The sequence below is a fragment of the Mycobacterium sp. PDNC021 genome, from assembly GCF_048282635.1.
GTDB lineage: Bacteria > Actinomycetota > Actinomycetes > Mycobacteriales > Mycobacteriaceae > Mycobacterium > Mycobacterium llatzerense.
The window spans coordinates 3,987,124-4,005,464 of the sequence record NZ_CP182502.1 but is presented as its reverse complement, the minus strand read 5'-3'; the positions used below and the strand labels follow the sequence as shown (position 1 = coordinate 4,005,464).

Sequence of the window (18,341 nt, the reverse complement as noted above, 5' to 3'; positions counted from 1 at the left end):
GAACGGGGTGGCACTGTGAGCGACGCGCTGCTTGCGCAGGTGCTGCCCGACGTGGTGGCCAGTGCCGAGAGGTATTCCGACGCAGTCGATCTCGTGCCGCTGCCCGAGGAGGAGCCGCTGATCGCCCGGTCGGTGGCCAAGCGCCGCAATGAGTTCATCACCGTCCGGCAGTGCGCCCGTGAGGCATTGGGCAAGCTCGATGTGGGCCCGGTCCCGATCCTCAAGGGCGAGAAGGGCGAACCGTGCTGGCCCGACGGGATCGTCGGCAGCCTGACGCACTGCGAGGGCTTTCGCGGCGCGGTGGTGGCGCGGTCCACGCAGGTGCGGTCGGTCGGTATCGACGCCGAACCGCACGGGGTGCTGCCCAAGGGCGTGCTCGGCGCTGTGGCGTTGCCGGAAGAGCAGAGCGCCATCGGGACGCTCGAAGGCGACCTGCATTGGGACCGAATCCTGTTCTGCGCCAAGGAAGCGACGTACAAGGCCTGGTTCCCGCTGACGCACCGGTGGCTGGGATTCGAGGACGCGCACATCACCTTCACGCTGGATTCGACGGGCAGTGCGGGCACGTTCCTGTCCCGGATTCTCATCGACCCGGCAGCCGAATCCGGGCCACCGCTGATCGAACTGCCTGGGCGTTTCACGGTGTCCAACGGGCTTGTCCTGACGGCGATCTCGCTGTGAAAGCGTCGAAGCCCGCCCCACCACCCGGCCTGGTGATCGTCGACAAGCCCGCCGGGATGACGAGCCACGACGTCGTCGGCCGGTGCCGGCGGCTGTTCGGCACCCGCAAGGTCGGGCATGCCGGCACGCTCGATCCCATGGCCACCGGTGTCCTGGTGGTGGGCATCGAGCGGGCCACCAAGATCCTGGGCCTGCTGACGGCCACCGACAAGACGTACATTGCGACCATCCGGCTCGGTCAGACCACGTCGACCGAGGACGCCGAAGGTGAAGTGCTGCAGACGGTTTCCGCCGCCCAGGTGACCGACGACCAGATCGAGGACGCGGTGGCGGCGTTGCGCGGCGAGATCGATCAGGTGCCGTCGGCGGTCAGTGCCATCAAGGTCGACGGCGAGCGGGCGTACAAGCTGGTGCGCGAAGGCAAGGCGCCGGAACTGGCGGCGCGCCGGGTGCGGATCTCCCGATTCACTGTTGACGCGGTGCGGCGCGTCGAGGAATTCGTCGATGTCGACGTGACTGTGGACTGCTCGTCGGGCACCTACATCCGGGCGCTGGCCCGTGACGTCGGCGCGGCGCTCGGTGTCGGTGGTCATCTGACTGTGTTGCGACGCACCAAGGTTGGCCGCTACGGGCTGGACGAGGCGCGGACGTTGGAACAGCTGACTGACGCCGCCGATTTGAGTTATTCGCTGGATGCGGCGTGTCTGCTGGGGTTCCCGCGCAGGGACCTGACCGATACCGAGACCGAAGACACCCGGCACGGCCGGGCTCTCGCGCCGGCCGGCATCGAAGGCACCTACGCCGCGACCGCCGCCGACGGGCGCGTGATCGCACTGCTGGAGGACGGGCCCAAACGCACCAGCAGTGTCGTGGTGCTGCGTCCGGCGACGTTGTAACGGCGCATGGCCAGCCGCGAGCGCGAGATCACGACGCCCGTCGATCTGTGTGCGCCGTCAGGGAAACTCAATCCGGACGCGGTGGGCTGGACCCGAACCCCGTTGCACCGCTGCAACTTACGCGGCTGGGGCCGCACCAAGCGCTGGGAGTACTGGTGCGTCACCACGCCGACGCACCTCGTCGCGGTCACCGTTTCCAGCCTCGACTACCTCGGCGTCAACAACATCTACTTTCTCGAATACGGTGGGCGGGAGATCAATCGCAACGGTGTGCTGCCGCTGGCTCGCGGTGTGACGTTGCCGACGAGCCTGGGCGTCGGCCCGGCCAGTGTCCGCGGCGCGGTCGCCATCGACATCAGCGAAGACTCCCACGGAACCCGAATCCAGTTCTCCTGCAACACCGCTCATGGTCAGTTGACTGGCGACCTGACGGTGTCGCTGCCGCCGGGGCACGAGACGCTCGGGGTCGTGGTGCCGTGGAGTGACCGAAAATTCCAGTACACCGCCAAGCACACCGCGCGGCCGGCGTCGGGCACGGTGCGCCTCGGCGAGCAGACCTACGACTTCACGGGCGGCTGGGGCGTGCTCGACCACGGCCGGGGCCGGTGGCCGGCGCTGGTCCGCTGGAACTGGGGCGCGGCGTCCGGCCACGCCGACGGCCACGTCGTCGGCCTGCAACTGGGCGGCAAATGGACGGTGGGCACCGGCATGACCGAGAACGCCCTCTGCGTCGACGGACGGCTCACCAAAGTCGGCACCGAACTGGAGTGGACGTACGGCGACTTCCTCGCGCCGTGGTCCATTCGCACACCCGACTCCGATGAGGTCGACCTGGTCTTCACGCCGTTCCACGACCGAAACCCCTCACCCGGTACCCATCAGTGCTTCGGCCACTACGACGGACGCATTCGCACCGACGCCGGACAGACGATCACGGTCGAGCACCTACTCGGCTGGGCCGAACAGGTCAGCCTGCTCTGGTGACTTCCGCCGAGCGGCCAATTACCGCACGCAAATCGCGAAAAAGCGTGCGATAACTGGCCGCTCGGCGTGAGTCAGGCGACGACCCAGATCGCTTCGGCCGCGGGGTTCCCCAAGTCGACGGTGGTGGCGTCCGCGTCGCCATCCGCAGCGTCCGCGGCGCTGACTGCCACCGAGATCATCCCGGCGAAGTCCCGCCGGGCCACCACGCGCAGGTGGGAATCGAGCGTGATCCCGACGCTGTCGAAGTACCGCAGCATCTCGGGGTCGTGATCGGAAATCCGGGCCACCGTGCCGGCGTCGCCGTCCGCGCAGGCCGACAGCTGCCGGGCCGGGGGAGTCGGCACGCGGCCGTCGGCCGCCGGGATCGGATCGCCGTGCGGGTCCCGGGTCGGGAAGCCGAGCTTGGCGTCGATGCGGTCGAGCATCCGGTCCGACACGGCGTGCTCCAGCACCTCGGCTTCGTCGTGCACCTCGTCCCAGCCGTAGCCGAGCTCGCGCACCAGGAACGTCTCCATCAGCCGATGCCGCCGAACCATGGCCAGCGCCGCGCTGCGCCCGATGTCGGTCAGCGTCACGGCGCCGTACTTCTCGTGGTGCACCAGGCCTTGGTCGGCGAGCTTGCGGATCGATTCGGACGCCGTCGACGCCGACACCCCGATGCGTTCTGCCAGCATCTTTGTGCTGACTTTCTCCCGCGACCACTCCTGCGCGGTCCAGATGACTTTGAGGTAGTCCTGGGCGACCGGGGATAGATCTGGCGGATTGCCAGCGTCTTCTGCAGGACTCACAGCACAAAGTTTAGGCAATCGTCACCTGATCCGGGGATCTCACGGTGCCTGCCGTAGCGGCGCGCCGTAGGCTTGCGGTCGTGCAGCGCTGGCGTGGGCAGGACGAGATCCCCACGGACTGGGGCCGATGTGTGGTCACCATCGGGGTGTTCGATGGCGTACATCGTGGACATGCGGAGCTGATCAGCCATGCCGTCAAGGCCGGCCGATCCCGCGGCGTGCCCACGGTGCTGATGACGTTCGATCCGCATCCGATGGAAGTGGTCCTGCCGGGCAGTCATCCCGCGCAGCTGACGACGCTGACGCGCCGGGCCGAGCTGGTCGAGGAACTCGGCGTCGATGTGTTTCTGGTGATGCCGTTCACCACCGACTTCATGAAGCTGACCCCCGAGCGCTACGTGCATGAGCTCCTCGTCGAGCGCTTGCACGTCCTCGAGGTCGTGGTCGGTGAGAACTTCACCTTCGGCAAGAAGGCCGGCGGCAACGTGCCGCTGCTGCGCAAGGCCGGGGAACGGTTCGGGTTCGCCGTCGAGGGCATCTCGCTGGTGGCCGAGCATCACCGCGCCGAGACCGTCACGTTCTCGTCCACCTACATCCGGTCCTGCGTGGACGCGGGCGACATGGTGGCCGCGACCGAAGCGCTGGGGCGCCCGCACCGGGTGGAAGGCGTCGTCGTCCGCGGCGACGGCCGGGGCCGCGGCCTGGGTTTCCCGACCGCCAACGTCGCCCCGCCGATGCACTCGGCGATCCCGGCCGACGGCGTCTACGCCGCGTGGTTCACCGTGCTCGGGCACGGCCCCTCGGTCGGCACTGTGACACCGGGGGAGCGTTACCAGGCCGCGGTATCGGTGGGCACCAATCCGACGTTCTCCGGGCGCACCCGCACCGTCGAGGCCTTCGTGCTCGACACCGAGGCCGACCTGTACGGCCAGCACGTGGCGGTCGATTTCGTCTCGCGCATCCGCGGCCAGGAGAAGTTCGATTCGGTGGATGACCTGGTCGTGGCCATGGATCGCGATACGCAGCGGGCTCGCACGATTCTGGCTGCGCAGTAGCTTCCTGCTAAACTCCCCGACGCGTGTGCTGCAGTTCGCGGCGGCTGCGCTCTTGATTGTTCTTCGCGGACCGAATTGATGGAGTTGTTTCGTGGCACTCACTACCGAGCAGAAAAAAGAGATCCTGGGCCAGTACGGCCTGCATGAGACCGACACCGGTTCGCCGGAGGCTCAGGTCGCCCTGCTGACCAAGCGCATCTCGGACCTGACCGAGCACCTCAAGCAGCACAAGCATGACCACCACAGCCGGCGTGGCCTGCTGCTGCTGGTCGGCCGTCGCCGCCGGTTGCTCAAGTACGTCGCGCAGGTCGACGTCGCGCGGTACCGCTCGCTGATCGAGCGTCTGGGTCTGCGTCGCTGACGCACCACTGATTCATCACCATCGCCAGGTCTGCTCCTGCAGGCCTGGCGATGGCCATTGGTACGGGTAGTAACATGAATTTGTTTTGGGCCCGAGTGCTCAAAACATCGGCACGTCACACCAGCGTCCGCCTGAACCTCGTGGGGCGGTCTTCGGTAGTGGCTGCCGGGGCATGACCCCGGCCGCTTCGATCGACGGCCGTCAGCAGTTTGCGGGATGGTTTTCGGGTTTTCTGGATGCTCGCGTGTGACGATGCGACAGCTGTAACAAAGAGGATCCAGAAAAACGGAACCCGCATAGGGCGGGCCCCAGAGAGGTTATTGCGACATCCATGTCTGCAGTTGAAATTGAAGACGGCGTATTCGAATCGACCGCCGTTATCGACAACGGGAGCTTCGGCACCCGCACCATCCGCTTCGAGACCGGCCGGCTCGCTCGCCAGGCCGCCGGCTCCGTCGTCGCCTACCTGGACGACGAGACCATGCTGCTGAGCGCCACCACCGCCAGCAAGAACCCCAAAGACCACTTCGACTTCTTCCCGTTGACCATCGACGTCGAAGAGCGCATGTACGCCGCGGGCCGCATTCCCGGCTCGTTCTTCCGCCGCGAGGGCCGGCCCTCCACCGACGCGATCCTGACCTGCCGTTTGATCGACCGGCCGCTGCGCCCGTCGTTCGTCTCCGGCCTGCGTAACGAGATCCAGGTCGTCGTCACCGTCCTGAGCCTGGACCCCAAGGATCTGTACGACGTGCTGGCGATCAACGCCGCATCGGCGTCGACCCAGATCTCGGGCCTGCCGTTCTCCGGTCCCGTGGGTGGCGTCCGCGTCGCCCTCATCGAGGGCCAGTGGGTTGCCTTCCCGACCGTCGAGCAGCTGGAGACCGCTGTCTTCGACATGGTCGTCGCCGGCCGCGTGGTCGACGGCGATGTCGCGATCATGATGGTCGAGGCCGAGGCCACCGACAACGTCATCGACCTGATCGCCGGTGGCGCGGGTGCGCCGACCGAGGCCGTGGTGGCCGAGGGCCTGGAGGCTGCGAAGCCGTTCATCGCCGCACTGTGCAAGGCGCAGCAGGAGCTGCACGACGCCGCCGGTAAGGAGACCGCCGAGTACCCGCTGTTCCCCGACTACGCCGACGACGCCTTCCAGGCTGTGGCCGCCGTGGCCAGCGATGCGCTGGCTCAGGCGCTGACCATCGCCGGCAAGCAGGAGCGCGACGATCGCACCGACGAGATCAAGGTGGAAGTTCTGCAGCGCCTCACTGTGGACTCGGAGACCTACGCCGGCCGCGAGAAGGAGATCGGCGCGGCGTTCCGCTCGCTGACCAAGAAGCTGGTTCGCCAGCGCATCCTGACCGACCACTTCCGCATCGATGGCCGTGGCATCACCGACATCCGGGCCCTGTCGGCCGAGGTCGCCGTGATCCCGCGGGCACACGGCAGCGCGCTGTTCGAGCGCGGCGAGACCCAGATCATGGGTGTCACCACGCTGGACATGGTCAAGATGGCTCAGCAGATCGACTCGCTGGGACCCGAGACCAGCAAGCGCTACATGCACCACTACAACTTCCCGCCGTTCTCGACCGGTGAGACCGGCCGCGTCGGTTCGCCGAAGCGCCGCGAAATCGGCCACGGCGCGCTGGCCGAGCGGGCCCTGATGCCGGTGCTGCCGAGCATCGAGGAGTTCCCGTACGCCATCCGCCAGGTCTCGGAAGCGTTGGGCTCCAACGGTTCCACCTCGATGGGTTCGGTCTGTGCCTCCACCCTGGCCCTGCTGAACGCCGGTGTGCCGCTGAAGGCCCCGGTCGCCGGTATCGCCATGGGTCTGGTCTCCGACGAGGTCGACGGCGAGACCCGCTACGTCGCGCTGACCGACATCCTGGGCGCCGAAGATGCCTTCGGCGACATGGACTTCAAGGTCGCGGGCACCAAGGAGTTCGTCACCGCCCTGCAGCTGGACACCAAGCTGGACGGCATCCCGTCCAAGGTGCTGGCCGGCGCCCTGGCCCAGGCCAAGGACGCGCGTCTGACCATCCTCGAGGTGATGGCCGAGGCCATCGACGAGCCGGACGAGATGAGCCCGTACGCGCCGCGCATCACCACCATCAAGGTGCCGATCGACAAGATCGGTGAGGTGATCGGGCCCAAGGGCAAGGTGATCAACCAGATCACCGAGGAGACCGGTGCGAGCATCTCCATCGAGGACGACGGCACCGTGTTCGTCGGCGCCTCGAACGGCGAGGCGGCGCAGGCGGCGATCGACAAGATCAACGCCATCGCCAACCCGCAGCTGCCCAAGATCGGTGAGCGGTTCCTCGGCACCGTGGTGAAGACGACGGACTTCGGTGCGTTCGTCTCGCTGCTGCCGGGCCGTGACGGTCTGGTGCACATCTCCAAGCTCGGCAAGGGCAAGCGCGTCGCGAAGGTCGAGGACGTCGTGAACGTCGGCGACAAGCTGCGCGTGGAGATCGCGGACATCTCCGCGGACAACCGTGGCAAGGGTCAGAAGATTTCGCTGATCCTGGTGGATGAAGACGGTGCAGCGGCGGCTGAGGCTCCCGCTGAAGCTGGATCCGATTCGGAGACTGCGCCGGCAGATGCCGCGACTGCAAACTCCTAGTAAGAATCTGCGCAACGGCCGGGGTCCTGCTGTGTCCTCTGAGACATCGCTTATGGCCCCGGCCGCTGTGCGCAAGACCAATCTCCCCGGCGGGCTGCGCGTCGTCACCGAACACCTGCCGCACGTTCATTCGGCATCCATCGGAGTGTGGGTCAACGTCGGCTCGCGCGACGAAGGGCCGAGTGTGGCCGGCGCGGCGCACTTCCTGGAACACCTGCTGTTCAAGTCGACCCCGACGCGCACGGCCGTCGAGATCGCGCAGGCCATGGATGCCGTCGGTGGGGAATTGAACGCCTTCACCGCGCGTGAGCACACTTGCTACTACGCGCACGTGCTGGACAGTGACCTCGAACTGGCCATCGACCTGGTGTCCGACGTCGTGCTCAATGGCCGTTGTGCCGCAGCGGATGTCGAGCTGGAGCGCGACGTGGTGCTCGAAGAGATCGCCATGCGCGACGACGACCCCGAGGACACCCTCGCGGATGTCTTCCTCGGGTCGATGTTCGGCTCGCATCCCGTGGGCCGGCCGGTGATCGGCAGTGTCGAATCGATCGCGTCGATGACCCGGAACCAGCTGCACTCGTTCCACGTCCGCCGGTACACGCCGGACCGGATGGTGGTCGCGGTCGCCGGAAACATCGACCACGACCAGGTGGTGTCGTTGGTGCGCAGGCACTTTCGGCCGCACCTCGTGCGTGGCCGCAAGCCGGTGCCGCCGCGCAAGGGTGCCGGCCGCGTGCCCGGCACGCCGACGCTGCAGTTCGTCAAGCGTGACTCCGAGCAGGCGCACATGTACCTCGGTGTGCGCACGCCGGGCCGCAACTGGGAGCACCGGTGGGCGCTGTCGGTGCTCAACACCGCACTCGGTGGCGGGCTGAGTTCCCGGCTGTTCCAACAGATCCGGGAGAACCGCGGGCTGGCCTACTCGGTGTACTCAACGATCGACACGTTCTCCGACGCCGGTGCGCTGTCGGTGTATTCGGCGTGCCTGCCCGACCGCTTCGAGGAGGTGGTCCGCGTGACCACCGACGTGCTGGAAGATGTTGCGCGCGAAGGCATCACTGCCGACGAGTTGCGCATCGCCAAGGGCTCGATGCGTGGCGGTCTGGTGCTGGGCCTGGAGGATTCCGGTTCCCGGATGCACCGTATCGGCCGTGCCGAGTTGAACTACGGCAACCACAAGTCGATCTCGGACACCCTCGCGTCGATCGAAGCGGTGACGCTCGAAGAGGTCAATACCGTTGCGCGCGAACTGCTGACGCGGCCCTTCGGCGCCGCGGTGCTCGGCCCGCACCGGTCGAAGCGCTCACTGCCGAAGCAGCTGCGCTCCATCGGCTAGCGACTTGTGCACGAAAATCCGCGCGAACCGCGGATTTTCGTGCACAAATCACCCTTCCCGGCGCAGCACGAAGAAGTACGGCTGTGATTCGCCGCGGAAGTCCATGGCCCCCAGTACCGCGTCGTCGGACAGCTTGCGGAAGACATCGTTGATCGGCAGCTGGTCGTAAACCATTGTCGCGGTGTCGACTCCGCGGTACCGCGTGGTGCGCAGCCGCGCCTTGGCCGAGCGGGCCTGCAGCACCGGACGCAGGGCAGCGATGGGCTTGGCGGCCGGAATTCGTTGTAGCAGCGGCACTTTGGTCACCAGGCCGAGGCCGGCGAAGGCGAGCGCCGGATTGAGTGGCCACAACGTTTGACCTGAGGCATCCGGGAACAGCAGCGGATGCACGGTCTCGGCGTCGACGAACTGCTTGCCCCACCAGCCGCTGGTTTCCAGCAGCCCGTCCATCGGGTGCCCGGTGGGCACTTCCGCGCCGTGCCAGGTGCCGATCATGAAGTCGGGTTCGACGGCCGGCGCGGCGTCGAAGATCTCGAGGGCCGCGGCCGTCGTCGTCGGCGGTGTGGGTAGTAGTTCCTGCAAGAGCATGTCACGACGATACTTGACACGTGTCAAAAATCCAGTGCCGGTCCGGGTGAAAGTCATCGCCCGGCCGACGCGAAGGCGCGCCGGTCGGGCGATGGGTATCGAGCTTCGGGTGTCAGGGCGTCAGAGCACGACGTCGCCGAGCGGCAGACCCAGGTCCGCGGCGACCTGGCCGCACAGCAGCTGACCATCGTGCGTCGACAGGCCCTTGGCCAGCGCGGCGTCGCCGCGGCACGCCGCCTGCCAACCCTGGTCGGCGAGCTTGAGCACGTACGGCAGGGTCGCGTTGGTCAGTGCGTAGGTCGACGTGCGCGGCACGGCGCCGGGCATGTTGGCCACGCAGTAGAAGACCGAGTCGTGCACGGCGAAGGTCGGGTCGTCGTGGGTGGTGGGCTTCGAGTCCTCGAAGCAGCCGCCCTGATCGATCGCGATGTCGACCAGAACGGAGCCCGACTTCATGTGGGCCACAGTCGAATTGGTGACGAGTTTCGGGGCCTTGGCGCCCGGGATCAGCACCGCGCCGATGACCAGGTCGGCCTGCTTGACGGCGTCTTCCAGGTCCAGGCTCGAGGAGTACCGGGTGTGGATTCGCCCGTTGAACTCGGCGTCGATCCGACGCAGGGTGTCCAGGTTGACGTCGAAGACCGTGACGTGTGCGCCCATGCCGCTGGCGATCTGTGCGGCGTGGAAGCCCGCGGTGCCGCCGCCGATGACGACGACGTTGGCGGGGGCAACGCTCGGCACGCCGCCCATCAGGACGCCGCGGCCGCCGTGGCTGCGCATCAGGTGGTAGGCGCCGACCTGGGCCGACAGCCTGCCTGCCACCTCGCTCATCGGGGCGAGCAAGGGCAGGCGGCCGTCGGCTGTCTGGACGGTTTCGTAGGCGATCGAGGTGGTGCCGGACGCCAGCAGGGCGTCGGTGCATTCGCGCGAGGCGGCCAGGTGCAGGTAGGTGAACAGGGTCTGGCCCTTGCGCATGCGGTGGTACTCGGCGGCGATCGGCTCCTTGACCTTGAGGAGCAGATCGGACTCGGCCCAGACCTGGTCTGCGGTGGTGACGATCTGTGCGCCGGCGGCCTTGAAGTCGTTGTCCGCGATCGCAGAGCCTTCGCCGGCTCCTGCCTGGATCAGCACCTCATGGCCGTGCTTGACCAGTTCGGCGACGCCGGCCGGGGTGATGGCCACCCGGTACTCGTTGTTCTTGATTTCGGTCGGGATACCGACGTGCATCTGGGGTTCTCCTCGGGGCGGATCAGGTGATGTCCCAAGTGTGAATAAACGTCGGCTGACCTGCAATATCTGTGATTATAATTCTCAACATGGCGCCTACTTCTGAACGATCTTCGAAATCCGAGGTTCCAGCGGCCTCCCGGCCGAAGGATGTTCAGCCCGTCGAACTCGATGACGTGGACCGCCAGATCGTGACCGCTCTGCACGCCGATGCGCGCATGCCCAACAGCGCACTTGCCGAGCTGGTCGGGATCGCCGCGTCGACCTGCCACGGCCGGGTTCGGCGGTTGCAGGAGCTCGGGGTGATCCGCGGTTTCCACGCCGACATCGACCCCGCCGCCCTCGGGTTGGGCCTGCAGGCGATGATCTCGGTGAGCCTGCAATCAGGTGCCCGCGCACGTATTCGCGACTTCATTGCCCACATGTGCAGGCTGCCGCAGGTGATGGACGTCTACTTCCTGGCCGGCGCCGACGATTTCATCCTGCACGTCGCGGCCCGCGACACCGCGCACCTGCGCGCGTTCGTGGTGGAGCACCTCAACGCCGACGCCGACGTGGCAGGCACCCAGACCTCGCTGATCTTCGAGCACCTGCGTGGCGCCTCGCCGCTGTGACTAGGTGCTGACCAGTTCCGGGTGGAACTTGGTCACCAGCCGGCGGATGCCGTCGCGCCAGTCCACCGAGGTGCCGCCGATCAGTTCGTGCATGCGCGTGGTGTCCGTCGGGCCGCCGCGCAGCGCATTCGGGTCTTCGGTGAACACCGGTTCGCGGCCGACGAGTTCGCCGATGTAGGCACACCATTCCTGCAGGCTCACGGTCTGATCGCCGCACCAGTTCACCGTGGTGGCGGGCACCGACGCCGCGTCCAGCAGCTTGGGCAGCGTCGCCAGGATGTCGTCTTCGTGGATCGGGTTGTAGCGGGCCGGGCCGCCCGGCGGTACCTGGATCGGGATGCCCGCCAGGATCATCTCCATCTGGTAGTACGGCCAGCCACCGTTGTCGCCGTAGGGGACGTTGAACCGGGCGATCACCGCGGGCAGGCCGAGAGCGCGGGACATGGTGCGCACGACCGTCTCGCCCGCGATCTTGGAGATCGAGTAGGTGGGGAACAGGTGCTTGTGGTTGTCGCCCAGCGCGGCTGACTCGGTGCGCGGCTCGTCGTCGGGCGGGTCGTACACCGCGGCCGACGACGTGTGCAGGAACGCTTTCGCCTTGCGGCAGTGCGCCATCAGCAGGCCCACGGACTCTGCGTTGGCGGCCAGGTCCTTGTCCCATCGGCCGGTCTTGGCCACCGCCAGGTTGATCACGTAGTCAAAATCGGATGGCAGCGCGCTGAAGTCACCGACTGCGAGGTTGACCGCCGCGCAGCGGACCCCGGCCTGCTCCAGGGCCTCTCGGGAGCGTGGGTCGTTGAACCGGGCGACACCCCATACCTCGTTGTCGACCGCCAGGGCTGTGGCGATCGGGGTGGCCACTTGGCCGGTGACTCCGGTGATGAGGATCTTGGCGCCGCGCATGGGGCCGATAGTAGGGCGGCCGCTAGGGTTGACCTCATGCGAGTCGGAGTTCTGGGTGCCAAGGGCAAAGTCGGTGCAACCATCGTCGAGGGCGTGGAAGCCGCCGATGACCTGACGTTCACCGTCGGCGTCGACGCCGGTGACGAGTTGAGCCTGTTCACCGACAGCGGCACCGAGGTCGTCGTCGACTTCACCCACCCGGACGTCGTGATGGGCAACCTGAAGTACCTCATCGACAACGGCATTCACGCCGTCGTCGGGACCACCGGCTTCACCGAGGAGCGCCTCGCCCAGGTTCGCGAGTGGGTTGCCGCCAAGCCCGGCGTCGCGGTGCTGATCGCCCCGAACTTCGCCATCGGCGCGGTGCTGTCCATGCACTTCGCCAAGCAGGCCGCCCCGTTCTTCGAGTCGGTCGAGGTCGTCGAGCTGCACCACCCCTACAAGGCCGACGCTCCGTCGGGCACCGCTACCCGCACCGCGCAGCTGATCGCTGAGGCGCGAAAGGGCTTGCCGCCCAACCCCGATGCCACCAGCACCGGCCTGGAGGGCGCACGTGGCGCGGACGTCGACGGCATCCCCGTGCACTCGGTGCGGCTGCGTGGCCTGGTGGCGCACCAGGAAGTGCTGTTCGGCACCCAGGGAGAAACGCTGACCATCCGGCACGACAGCATCGACCGCACGTCGTTCGTGCCCGGTGTGTTGCTCGGTGTTCGCGAGGTCGCCAAGTACCCCGGGCTGACCATCGGCATCGAAACCCTGATGGGGCTGTGACGGGCCGGTGATGACCAAACCGAGCTCGCAGGTATTCCGTATCCAGCTGGTGGTCGCATTCCTGTGCCTGGCGCTGGTGGTCTACTTCGTGATGCTCGGGCGCTCCGGTGTCATCCTCATGCAGTCCGGCGAAGCCGCGGCGATCGGGCTCGGCATCGGCATCTTCGTGCTGCCGCTGATCGGCCTGTGGGCCATGGTCGCCACACTGCGGGCCGGTTTCGCACACCAGCGGCTGGCCAGGCTGGCTCACGACGAAGGCGTCGAGCTCGACATCAGTGACCTGCCCAAGCGCCCGTCGGGTCGCATCGAGCGCGACGCCGCCGATGCGCTGTTCGAGTCCGTGCGGGACGAGGTCGAGGCCGCGCCTGATGATTGGCGCGGCTGGTACCGGCTGGCCCGCGCCTACGACTACGCGGGGGACCGGACCCGGGCCCGCGAGACCATCCGCAAAGCCGTCCGACTGGAACAAGCCTCACGATGAAACTCCTTGTCGTGCACCACACTCCGTCTCCGAACTGTCAGGAGATGTTCGAGGCGGTGCTCGCCGGAGCAACTGATCCCGAGATCGAGGGCGTCGACGTGGTGCGCCGACCGGCGCTGACGCTGTCGGCTGCCGACGTACTGGACGCCGACGGCTACCTGCTGGGCTCACCCGCGAATCTGGGCTACATGTCGGGCGCCTTGAAGCACGCGTTCGACCAGATCTACTACCCGTGCCTGGACGCGACGCGCGGCCGCCCGTTCGGCCTCTGGCTGCACGGCAACGAGGGTACCGAAGGCGCCGAGAAGGCCGTCACGTCGATCACCACCGGGCTGGGCTGGGTGAAAGCGGCTGAGTACGTGGTGGTTTCGGGCAAGCCGAGCAAGGCCGACCTGGAGGCGTGCTGGAACCTGGGTGCGACGGTTGCGGCGACGTTGATGGGCTGAGCCAGACCGAGGTCGAGGGCTGCACAGATCCGTTGACCCTGACGTCACGGCGCACCTCACTCGAACAAATGCGGCCTGGCTACAGGATCAACTGTGGAAACCTCGTATGGTGATTGACGTTTGCGTCGACAGGTGAGGAGCCGACCATGGGAATCGCGGATCTGGCGTTGGGAGCCGCGCCGCTGGCCGGAGGTGCGCTGCTCGGAGCCGTCGCGGGCAACCTCAAGCCACCGGACGTGCGCGCCGCGATCAAGGCCGACATGGACCTGCTGGACCGCATCCCGGCCGAGCAGACCGAGCGGCGCGCCGAGTTGCAACGAACGATCGACATGCGGATCGACGAGCTGATCACCGCCGTCGACCGCAGCCGCGAGCTCAAGTCGACGGCGATCGGTTACGCGTTCAACCGCGAGGGCCGGCTGCGCGACATCCTGGTCTTCATCCTGGCTGTGCTGTTCACCATCATCTGGTGGAACCTGAAGCACTCCCGCACCGGTTGGCTGCCGATGTTCATCGCGCTGATCGTCTTCACCGCACTGGCCGGTTGGTACGCGCTACGCGGCATCATCCGGGCGTTTTCGTCGGTGCTGCGTCGCAAGAAGAAGGCCGGGGACGCCGCTCAGTAGTGGTAGGTGTCCGACGGCGCCGACACGTGGTCCGGGTCGTCGCCGAACATCGACGGGTGAATGCCGTACGCCTTCGCCAGGTCGAGGATCTTGTTGGCGCGGGCGATACGCGGCAGGTCCGAGCCGTTGCGGATTTCGCCGCCGTCGCGCTCGAACTCCGCGAAAAACTCCTGTGCCCAAGCGATTTCATCCAGTGACGGGGACAGGCCCTCGTTGACCGTTCCGCACTGCTCGGGGGTCAGGCAGATCTTGCCGGTCATACCGAACTCGATGGACACCGCGGTGGCCTCGCTGAGCTTGCGGCTGCTGGACCCGATGGTCGGGCCGTCGATGGCGCCGGGCAGATGTGCCGCCTTGGCCGCGATGGTGAACCGCGAGCGGGCGTAGGCCAGCGTCGCCGGGTTGTCGCCGAAGCCGGTGTCGCGGCGGAAGTCACCGATACCGAACGCCAGCCGGAACGTGCCCTTGGCCGACGCGATCTCGGTGATGCGCTCGAGGCCGCGGGCGGTCTCGACGAGCGCGACGATCGGCACGTTGGGCAGCCGCTTGGCCGTCTCGGTGACGTGGTCGACGGACTCGACCATCGCCAGCATGATGCCGCCCACCGACGTCTTCGACAGCATCTCGAGGTCATCGGCCCACCACGGGGTGCCGAACCCGTTGACGCGGACCCAGTCGGTGTTGCCCTCGCCGAGCCAGCGCGCCGCGTTGTCGCGCGCCGAGTCTTTGTCCTTGGGCGCTACCGCGTCCTCGATGTCGACGATGACGATGTCCGCGGGGGACCGGGTGGCCGGCGAGAAGCGGTCGAACTGCGCTCCGTTGACCAGCAGCCAGCTGCGCGCGAGTACGGGGTCCAGTCGGGATCCGTGCTCGTTGGCGTCGGGTTCGTAGGTGCTGGGCTGGTCATACACACGTCAATCGTCCCGCACGGCGGGAGCTGGGCCAGCTCCGGGGGTTACTTCAGCGCCGCACCGAACACCCGCTCCATGGCATCCCAGTGCCGCTGCGCCGCGGCCTCGTCGTAGGCGCCGGCGTTGTCGGGCACCGCGAAACCGTGCGCGGCGGGGTAGAACTCGACGGTGTGCTCGACGCCCGCGTCGGTCAGCGCGCGGTCCAGAATCTCGCCCTGCTCGGCGGTGAAGGACCCGTCGTTCTCGGCGGCGCCCACGTAGACGACCGCGCTGATGCGGCCGGCATTCAGGTGCGGGCTGTCGTCGGTGTCGGTGACGAGTCCGCCGCCGTGGAACGACATCGCCGCGGCGACCCGGCCGGGCAGCTTGCCGGCGATGACGACCGACGTCCGACCGCCCATGCAGTAGCCGGTGGTACCGAACTTGTCGCCGCTGACCTCGGGCCGGCCGGCCAGATAGTCGAAGAATGCCGCCGCATCCGCGGCCATGATGTCCTGCGTGACCTTGCGCATCATCCCGAACAGCCGCGCCCGCTCGGTCTCGTCGGAAAACGCGGTGGCCATGTCGAACGGCGCCCACCCGGCGTCGCGGTAGTAGATGTCCGGCACCAGCACCACGTAGCCCAGTGCGGCCAGGCGCGCGGCCATGTCGTCGAAGGTCTGCCGCGGGCCGCCCGCATCCGGGTACATGACCACTGCGGGCCACGGACCGGTGCCCTCGGGGGTTGCGACGGTGACGGCGCAGCTGCCGTCGGCGGTCAAAATCGAGTCCTTGGTGATTGGCATGTCCGGTCCCTCTCCCGTCGCTTCGCTAGCCCCTTAAAGTTCTACTCCGGGGGTGCCGCACGTAAGCTGGCAGCGTGGCTGTGCCGACTCCCTATGAAGACCTGCTGCGCCTGGTGCTCGAGCAGGGCACGCCGAAATCCGATCGCACCGGGACCGGCACCCGTAGCCTGTTCGGCCACCAGCTGCGCTACGACCTGGCGGCCGGCTTCCCGTTGTTGACCACCAAGAAGGTGCACACCAAATCGGTGATCTATGAGCTGCTGTGGTTCCTGCGCGGCGACTCGAATGTGCGGTGGCTGCAGGAGCGCGGCGTCACCATCTGGGACGAATGGGCTTCGGAGACAGGCGAACTCGGGCCCGTGTACGGCGTGCAGTGGCGATCCTGGCCGACGCCGTCGGGCGAGCATGTCGACCAGATCAGCGCGGCGCTCGAGATGCTCAAGACCAACCCGGACAGCCGACGGAACATCGTCTCGGCCTGGAACGTCGGCGAGATCGCCCAGATGGCCCTGCCGCCGTGCCACGCGCTGTTCCAGTTCTACGTCGCCGACGGCAAGCTGAGCTGCCAGCTGTACCAGCGCAGCGCCGACCTGTTCCTCGGCGTGCCGTTCAACATCGCCTCGTACGCGCTGCTGACGCACATGATGGCCGCCCAGGCCGGCCTCGAGGTCGGCGAGTTCGTCTGGACCGGCGGTGACTGCCACATCTACGACAACCACGTCGAGCAGGTGCAGCTGCAGCTGTCCCGCGAGCCCCGCCCGTACCCGGAACTGGTTCTGGCGCCCCGGGATTCGATCTTCGACTACGAGTACGAAGACATCGCGATCGTCAACTACGACCCGCACCCGGCGATCAAGGCTCCCGTTGCGGTCTGACCTCGAACGTGAAGTAGATGGTGAGTTTTCGGCCGAATTTCGCGAACAACTTCACGTTCGGCCGATGCCATGAAGCTGATCTGGGCCCAGGGCAACGGCGGCGTCATCGGCCGCGGCAATGACATCCCCTGGCAGCTGCCCGAGGACATGGCCCACTTCAAGGAGCTGACGCTCGGGCAGACGGTCGTGATGGGCAGGCTCACCTGGGAGTCGCTGCCGGCCAGGTTCCGGCCACTGCCCGGGCGCCGGAACATCGTCGTCAGCCGGGACGCCGGGTACGTCGCCGAGGGCGCCGAGGTCGTCACGTCGTTGCCCGCTGAGGTCGACGGCTGGGTCATCGGCGGGGCGCAGCTGTACGCGCTGACGTTGCCGTCCGCGACGCGGTGCGAGGTCACCGAGATCGATGTCGACGTGCCCGACGGTGACGCGTTCGCGCCGACCATGGACGACAGCTGGACCGTCACGCACGGGGAGTGGCTGACCAGCAAGACCGGCTTGCGGTACCGGTTCTGCAGCTACCAGCGCCGGCCGTAGCCTGCCGGCCTCCGCGCGTACTGGCATCATCTGTGGCATGAAGCGACAGGTGAGTGCTGAGCTCGACGTCGAGGTGACCGAACCGACCACGCTGGAGTTTCAGATCGCGGTCGCTCCACACCCGGGCGCCACGGTCGCGGAGTCGATGTCATTTGTGTTGAACGGCAACGCAATACAGCCCCGCGAGATATGCGGGGCGCACGGAACCCGCATTCATACCTTCGATGCGGCCCCTGGCAACCTCAGCGTCCACTACTCGGCGACGATCGACGGGCACTGCGACCCGGCTCCGGTCACGGACTACGACAGGACGATGTATCTGCGGCCCAGTCGGTACGCCGAAGCGGACAGGCTCTACGGCTTCGCCGCCGCAGAATTCGGCCAGTATTCGGACGCCGCAACCCTGTTGGAGAAGATCTGCTACTGGGTTGGTTACCGGCTGAAGTACGTCCCCGGCTCCAGTGATCCCATCGACGGCGCCGTCGATACCCTGCTGGCCGGACGAGGAGTTTGTCGGGACTACGCCCATTTGGTCGTAGCGCTGCTGCGTGCCGCGAAAGTCCCGGCTCGCCTGGTGGCCGTGTATGCGCCCGGGTGTGTTCCCATGGACTTCCACTCCGTCGCCGAAGCGCTCGTCGACGGTCAATGGCGTGTCGTCGACGCGACCGGACTGGCTCCACGACAATCCATGGTGCGCGTCGCGACCGGACGCGACGCCGCTGATATCGCCTTCTTGGACAACCACAACGGTGCCATCAACCTGAACCGTGTCGCGGTCACCGCCGTCACGGATACCGATCTGCCCATCGACTCGGTCCACGACCTGGTATCGATCACCTGACCGGTCGGCCAAGCC

21 protein-coding genes are annotated in these 18,341 nt (G+C 67.1%); 15 read left to right on the top strand and 6 right to left on the bottom strand.

Going from position 1 to position 18,341, the window contains the following annotated elements; genetic code table 11:
* The first annotated feature begins 15 nt into the window (after nucleotides 1-15).
* The 3 genes from ACNO8X_RS19100 to ACNO8X_RS19090 are packed head-to-tail and all read left to right on the top strand — an operon-like array spanning nucleotide 16 to nucleotide 2,561.
* Nucleotides 16-681, top strand: a complete 666-nt coding sequence (locus tag ACNO8X_RS19100; RefSeq protein WP_418002268.1) for a 4'-phosphopantetheinyl transferase family protein — start codon at nucleotides 16-18, stop codon at nucleotides 679-681.
* Nucleotides 678-1,577, top strand: coding sequence for a tRNA pseudouridine(55) synthase TruB (truB, locus tag ACNO8X_RS19095; RefSeq protein WP_418002267.1), 900 nt, complete (start codon nucleotides 678-680; stop codon nucleotides 1,575-1,577). The genes ACNO8X_RS19100 and truB overlap by 4 nt, the downstream gene beginning before the upstream one ends.
* 6 nt (nucleotides 1,578-1,583) lie before the next feature.
* Nucleotides 1,584-2,561 carry a DUF2804 domain-containing protein gene (locus ACNO8X_RS19090; RefSeq protein WP_418002266.1) on the top strand — a complete coding sequence of 326 codons (978 nt, stop codon included), beginning with the start codon at nucleotides 1,584-1,586 and terminating at the stop codon, nucleotides 2,559-2,561.
* Nucleotides 2,562-2,632: 71 nt separating this feature from the next.
* Here the strand turns inward: ACNO8X_RS19090 and mntR are convergent, their stop codons facing one another.
* Entirely contained in the window at nucleotides 2,633-3,349 is a 717-nt protein-coding gene (gene mntR, locus ACNO8X_RS19085) for a manganese-binding transcriptional regulator MntR (protein WP_418002265.1), read from the bottom strand.
* Nucleotides 3,350-3,429: 80 nt separating this feature from the next.
* On the opposite strand from mntR, the gene ACNO8X_RS19080 reads away from it, so the two are divergent.
* The 4 genes from ACNO8X_RS19080 (at nucleotide 3,430) to ACNO8X_RS19065 (ending at nucleotide 8,724) form a co-directional block, all read left to right on the top strand.
* Nucleotides 3,430-4,404 carry a bifunctional riboflavin kinase/FAD synthetase gene (locus ACNO8X_RS19080; protein ID WP_418002264.1) on the top strand — a complete coding sequence of 325 codons (975 nt, stop codon included), beginning with the start codon at nucleotides 3,430-3,432 and terminating at the stop codon, nucleotides 4,402-4,404.
* A 91-nt stretch (nucleotides 4,405-4,495) separates the two neighbouring features.
* Nucleotides 4,496-4,765 (top strand): 30S ribosomal protein S15, encoded by a 270-nt coding sequence (gene rpsO, locus ACNO8X_RS19075; RefSeq protein ID WP_043393753.1) that lies wholly within the window; start codon nucleotides 4,496-4,498, stop codon nucleotides 4,763-4,765.
* A 331-nt stretch (nucleotides 4,766-5,096) separates the two neighbouring features.
* Nucleotides 5,097-7,385 carry a polyribonucleotide nucleotidyltransferase gene (locus ACNO8X_RS19070; protein ID WP_418002263.1) on the top strand — a complete coding sequence of 763 codons (2,289 nt, stop codon included), beginning with the start codon at nucleotides 5,097-5,099 and terminating at the stop codon, nucleotides 7,383-7,385.
* Between the two features lie 52 nt (nucleotides 7,386-7,437).
* On the top strand, nucleotides 7,438-8,724 hold the full coding sequence (locus ACNO8X_RS19065; RefSeq protein ID WP_418002262.1) for a M16 family metallopeptidase: 1,287 nt from the start codon (nucleotides 7,438-7,440) through the stop codon (nucleotides 8,722-8,724).
* A 48-nt stretch (nucleotides 8,725-8,772) separates the two neighbouring features.
* Here ACNO8X_RS19065 and ACNO8X_RS19060 read toward each other — a convergent pair whose 3' ends face one another.
* Together ACNO8X_RS19060 and ald are read right to left on the bottom strand one after the other, a co-directional pair.
* Complete coding sequence (locus ACNO8X_RS19060; protein ID WP_418002261.1) at nucleotides 8,773-9,312, bottom strand: DUF4334 domain-containing protein; 540 nt, start codon at nucleotides 9,310-9,312, stop codon at nucleotides 8,773-8,775.
* Nucleotides 9,313-9,432: 120 nt separating this feature from the next.
* On the bottom strand, nucleotides 9,433-10,539 hold the full coding sequence (gene ald, locus ACNO8X_RS19055; protein WP_418002260.1) for an alanine dehydrogenase: 1,107 nt from the start codon (nucleotides 10,537-10,539) through the stop codon (nucleotides 9,433-9,435).
* An 89-nt stretch (nucleotides 10,540-10,628) separates the two neighbouring features.
* Here ald and ACNO8X_RS19050 point away from each other — a divergent pair, with 89 nt between their 5' ends.
* Entirely contained in the window at nucleotides 10,629-11,153 is a 525-nt protein-coding gene (locus ACNO8X_RS19050) for an Lrp/AsnC family transcriptional regulator (protein ID WP_043393762.1), read from the top strand.
* On the opposite strand, the gene ACNO8X_RS19045 is transcribed toward ACNO8X_RS19050, so the two are convergent.
* Nucleotides 11,154-12,056, bottom strand: coding sequence for an NAD-dependent epimerase/dehydratase family protein (locus ACNO8X_RS19045; protein WP_418002259.1), 903 nt, complete (start codon nucleotides 12,054-12,056; stop codon nucleotides 11,154-11,156).
* Between the two features lie 36 nt (nucleotides 12,057-12,092).
* On the opposite strand from ACNO8X_RS19045, the gene dapB reads away from it, so the two are divergent.
* The 4 genes from dapB to ACNO8X_RS19025 all read left to right on the top strand — a co-directional run bounded on the left by dapB (nucleotide 12,093) and on the right by ACNO8X_RS19025 (nucleotide 14,380).
* Nucleotides 12,093-12,827, top strand: coding sequence for a 4-hydroxy-tetrahydrodipicolinate reductase (gene dapB / locus ACNO8X_RS19040; RefSeq protein WP_418002258.1), 735 nt, complete (start codon nucleotides 12,093-12,095; stop codon nucleotides 12,825-12,827).
* A gap of 10 nt (nucleotides 12,828-12,837) precedes the next feature.
* Nucleotides 12,838-13,308, top strand: coding sequence for a hypothetical protein (locus tag ACNO8X_RS19035; RefSeq protein ID WP_418002257.1), 471 nt, complete (start codon nucleotides 12,838-12,840; stop codon nucleotides 13,306-13,308).
* Entirely contained in the window at nucleotides 13,305-13,754 is a 450-nt protein-coding gene (locus ACNO8X_RS19030; RefSeq protein WP_418002256.1) for a flavodoxin family protein, read from the top strand. The genes ACNO8X_RS19035 and ACNO8X_RS19030 overlap by 4 nt, the downstream gene beginning before the upstream one ends.
* A 146-nt stretch (nucleotides 13,755-13,900) precedes the next feature.
* Entirely contained in the window at nucleotides 13,901-14,380 is a 480-nt protein-coding gene (locus ACNO8X_RS19025; RefSeq protein WP_418002255.1) for a hypothetical protein, read from the top strand.
* On the opposite strand, the gene ACNO8X_RS19020 is transcribed toward ACNO8X_RS19025, so the two are convergent.
* Together ACNO8X_RS19020 and ACNO8X_RS19015 are read right to left on the bottom strand one after the other, a co-directional pair.
* Nucleotides 14,374-15,291, bottom strand: coding sequence for an HpcH/HpaI aldolase/citrate lyase family protein (locus ACNO8X_RS19020; RefSeq protein ID WP_043393772.1), 918 nt, complete (start codon nucleotides 15,289-15,291; stop codon nucleotides 14,374-14,376). The two genes, ACNO8X_RS19025 and ACNO8X_RS19020, sit on opposite strands and share 7 nt — an antisense overlap.
* 44 nt (nucleotides 15,292-15,335) lie before the next feature.
* Nucleotides 15,336-16,076: a dienelactone hydrolase family protein gene (locus ACNO8X_RS19015; RefSeq protein WP_418002254.1), complete on the bottom strand. Its 741-nt coding sequence runs from the start codon at nucleotides 16,074-16,076 to the stop codon at nucleotides 15,336-15,338.
* A gap of 74 nt (nucleotides 16,077-16,150) precedes the next feature.
* Between ACNO8X_RS19015 and ACNO8X_RS19010 the strand changes: the two genes are divergently transcribed.
* From ACNO8X_RS19010 to ACNO8X_RS19000, 3 genes are all read left to right on the top strand, one after another.
* Nucleotides 16,151-16,951, top strand: coding sequence for a thymidylate synthase (locus ACNO8X_RS19010; protein ID WP_418002253.1), 801 nt, complete (start codon nucleotides 16,151-16,153; stop codon nucleotides 16,949-16,951).
* Between the two features lie 69 nt (nucleotides 16,952-17,020).
* Entirely contained in the window at nucleotides 17,021-17,485 is a 465-nt protein-coding gene (locus tag ACNO8X_RS19005; protein WP_418002252.1) for a dihydrofolate reductase, read from the top strand.
* A 37-nt stretch (nucleotides 17,486-17,522) separates the two neighbouring features.
* Entirely contained in the window at nucleotides 17,523-18,326 is an 804-nt protein-coding gene (locus ACNO8X_RS19000; protein WP_418002251.1) for a transglutaminase-like domain-containing protein, read from the top strand.
* The last annotated feature ends 15 nt before the right edge of the window (nucleotides 18,327-18,341 follow it).

Excerpts from the sequence above, each read along its gene's own strand:
- ACNO8X_RS19060 (WP_418002261.1), bottom strand. The coding sequence starts at position 9,312 with ATGCTCTTGCAGGAACTACTACCCACACCGCCGACGACGACGGCCGCG.
- ACNO8X_RS19015 (WP_418002254.1), bottom strand. The coding sequence starts at position 16,076 with ATGCCAATCACCAAGGACTCGATTTTGACCGCCGACGGCAGCTGCGCC.
- ald (WP_418002260.1), bottom strand. The coding sequence starts at position 10,539 with ATGCACGTCGGTATCCCGACCGAAATCAAGAACAACGAGTACCGGGTG.
- ACNO8X_RS19050 (WP_043393762.1), top strand. The coding sequence starts at position 10,629 with ATGGCGCCTACTTCTGAACGATCTTCGAAATCCGAGGTTCCAGCGGCC.
- ACNO8X_RS19025 (WP_418002255.1), top strand. The coding sequence starts at position 13,901 with ATGGGAATCGCGGATCTGGCGTTGGGAGCCGCGCCGCTGGCCGGAGGT.
- ACNO8X_RS19035 (WP_418002257.1), top strand. The coding sequence starts at position 12,838 with ATGACCAAACCGAGCTCGCAGGTATTCCGTATCCAGCTGGTGGTCGCA.
- ACNO8X_RS19030 (WP_418002256.1), top strand. The coding sequence starts at position 13,305 with ATGAAACTCCTTGTCGTGCACCACACTCCGTCTCCGAACTGTCAGGAG.
- ACNO8X_RS19005 (WP_418002252.1), top strand. The coding sequence starts at position 17,021 with ATGAAGCTGATCTGGGCCCAGGGCAACGGCGGCGTCATCGGCCGCGGC.
- ACNO8X_RS19045 (WP_418002259.1), bottom strand. The coding sequence starts at position 12,056 with ATGCGCGGCGCCAAGATCCTCATCACCGGAGTCACCGGCCAAGTGGCC.
- ACNO8X_RS19070 (WP_418002263.1), top strand. The coding sequence starts at position 5,097 with ATGTCTGCAGTTGAAATTGAAGACGGCGTATTCGAATCGACCGCCGTT.
- ACNO8X_RS19090 (WP_418002266.1), top strand. The coding sequence starts at position 1,584 with ATGGCCAGCCGCGAGCGCGAGATCACGACGCCCGTCGATCTGTGTGCG.
- ACNO8X_RS19065 (WP_418002262.1), top strand. The coding sequence starts at position 7,438 with ATGGCCCCGGCCGCTGTGCGCAAGACCAATCTCCCCGGCGGGCTGCGC.
- ACNO8X_RS19000 (WP_418002251.1), top strand. The coding sequence starts at position 17,523 with ATGAAGCGACAGGTGAGTGCTGAGCTCGACGTCGAGGTGACCGAACCG.
- dapB (WP_418002258.1), top strand. The coding sequence starts at position 12,093 with ATGCGAGTCGGAGTTCTGGGTGCCAAGGGCAAAGTCGGTGCAACCATC.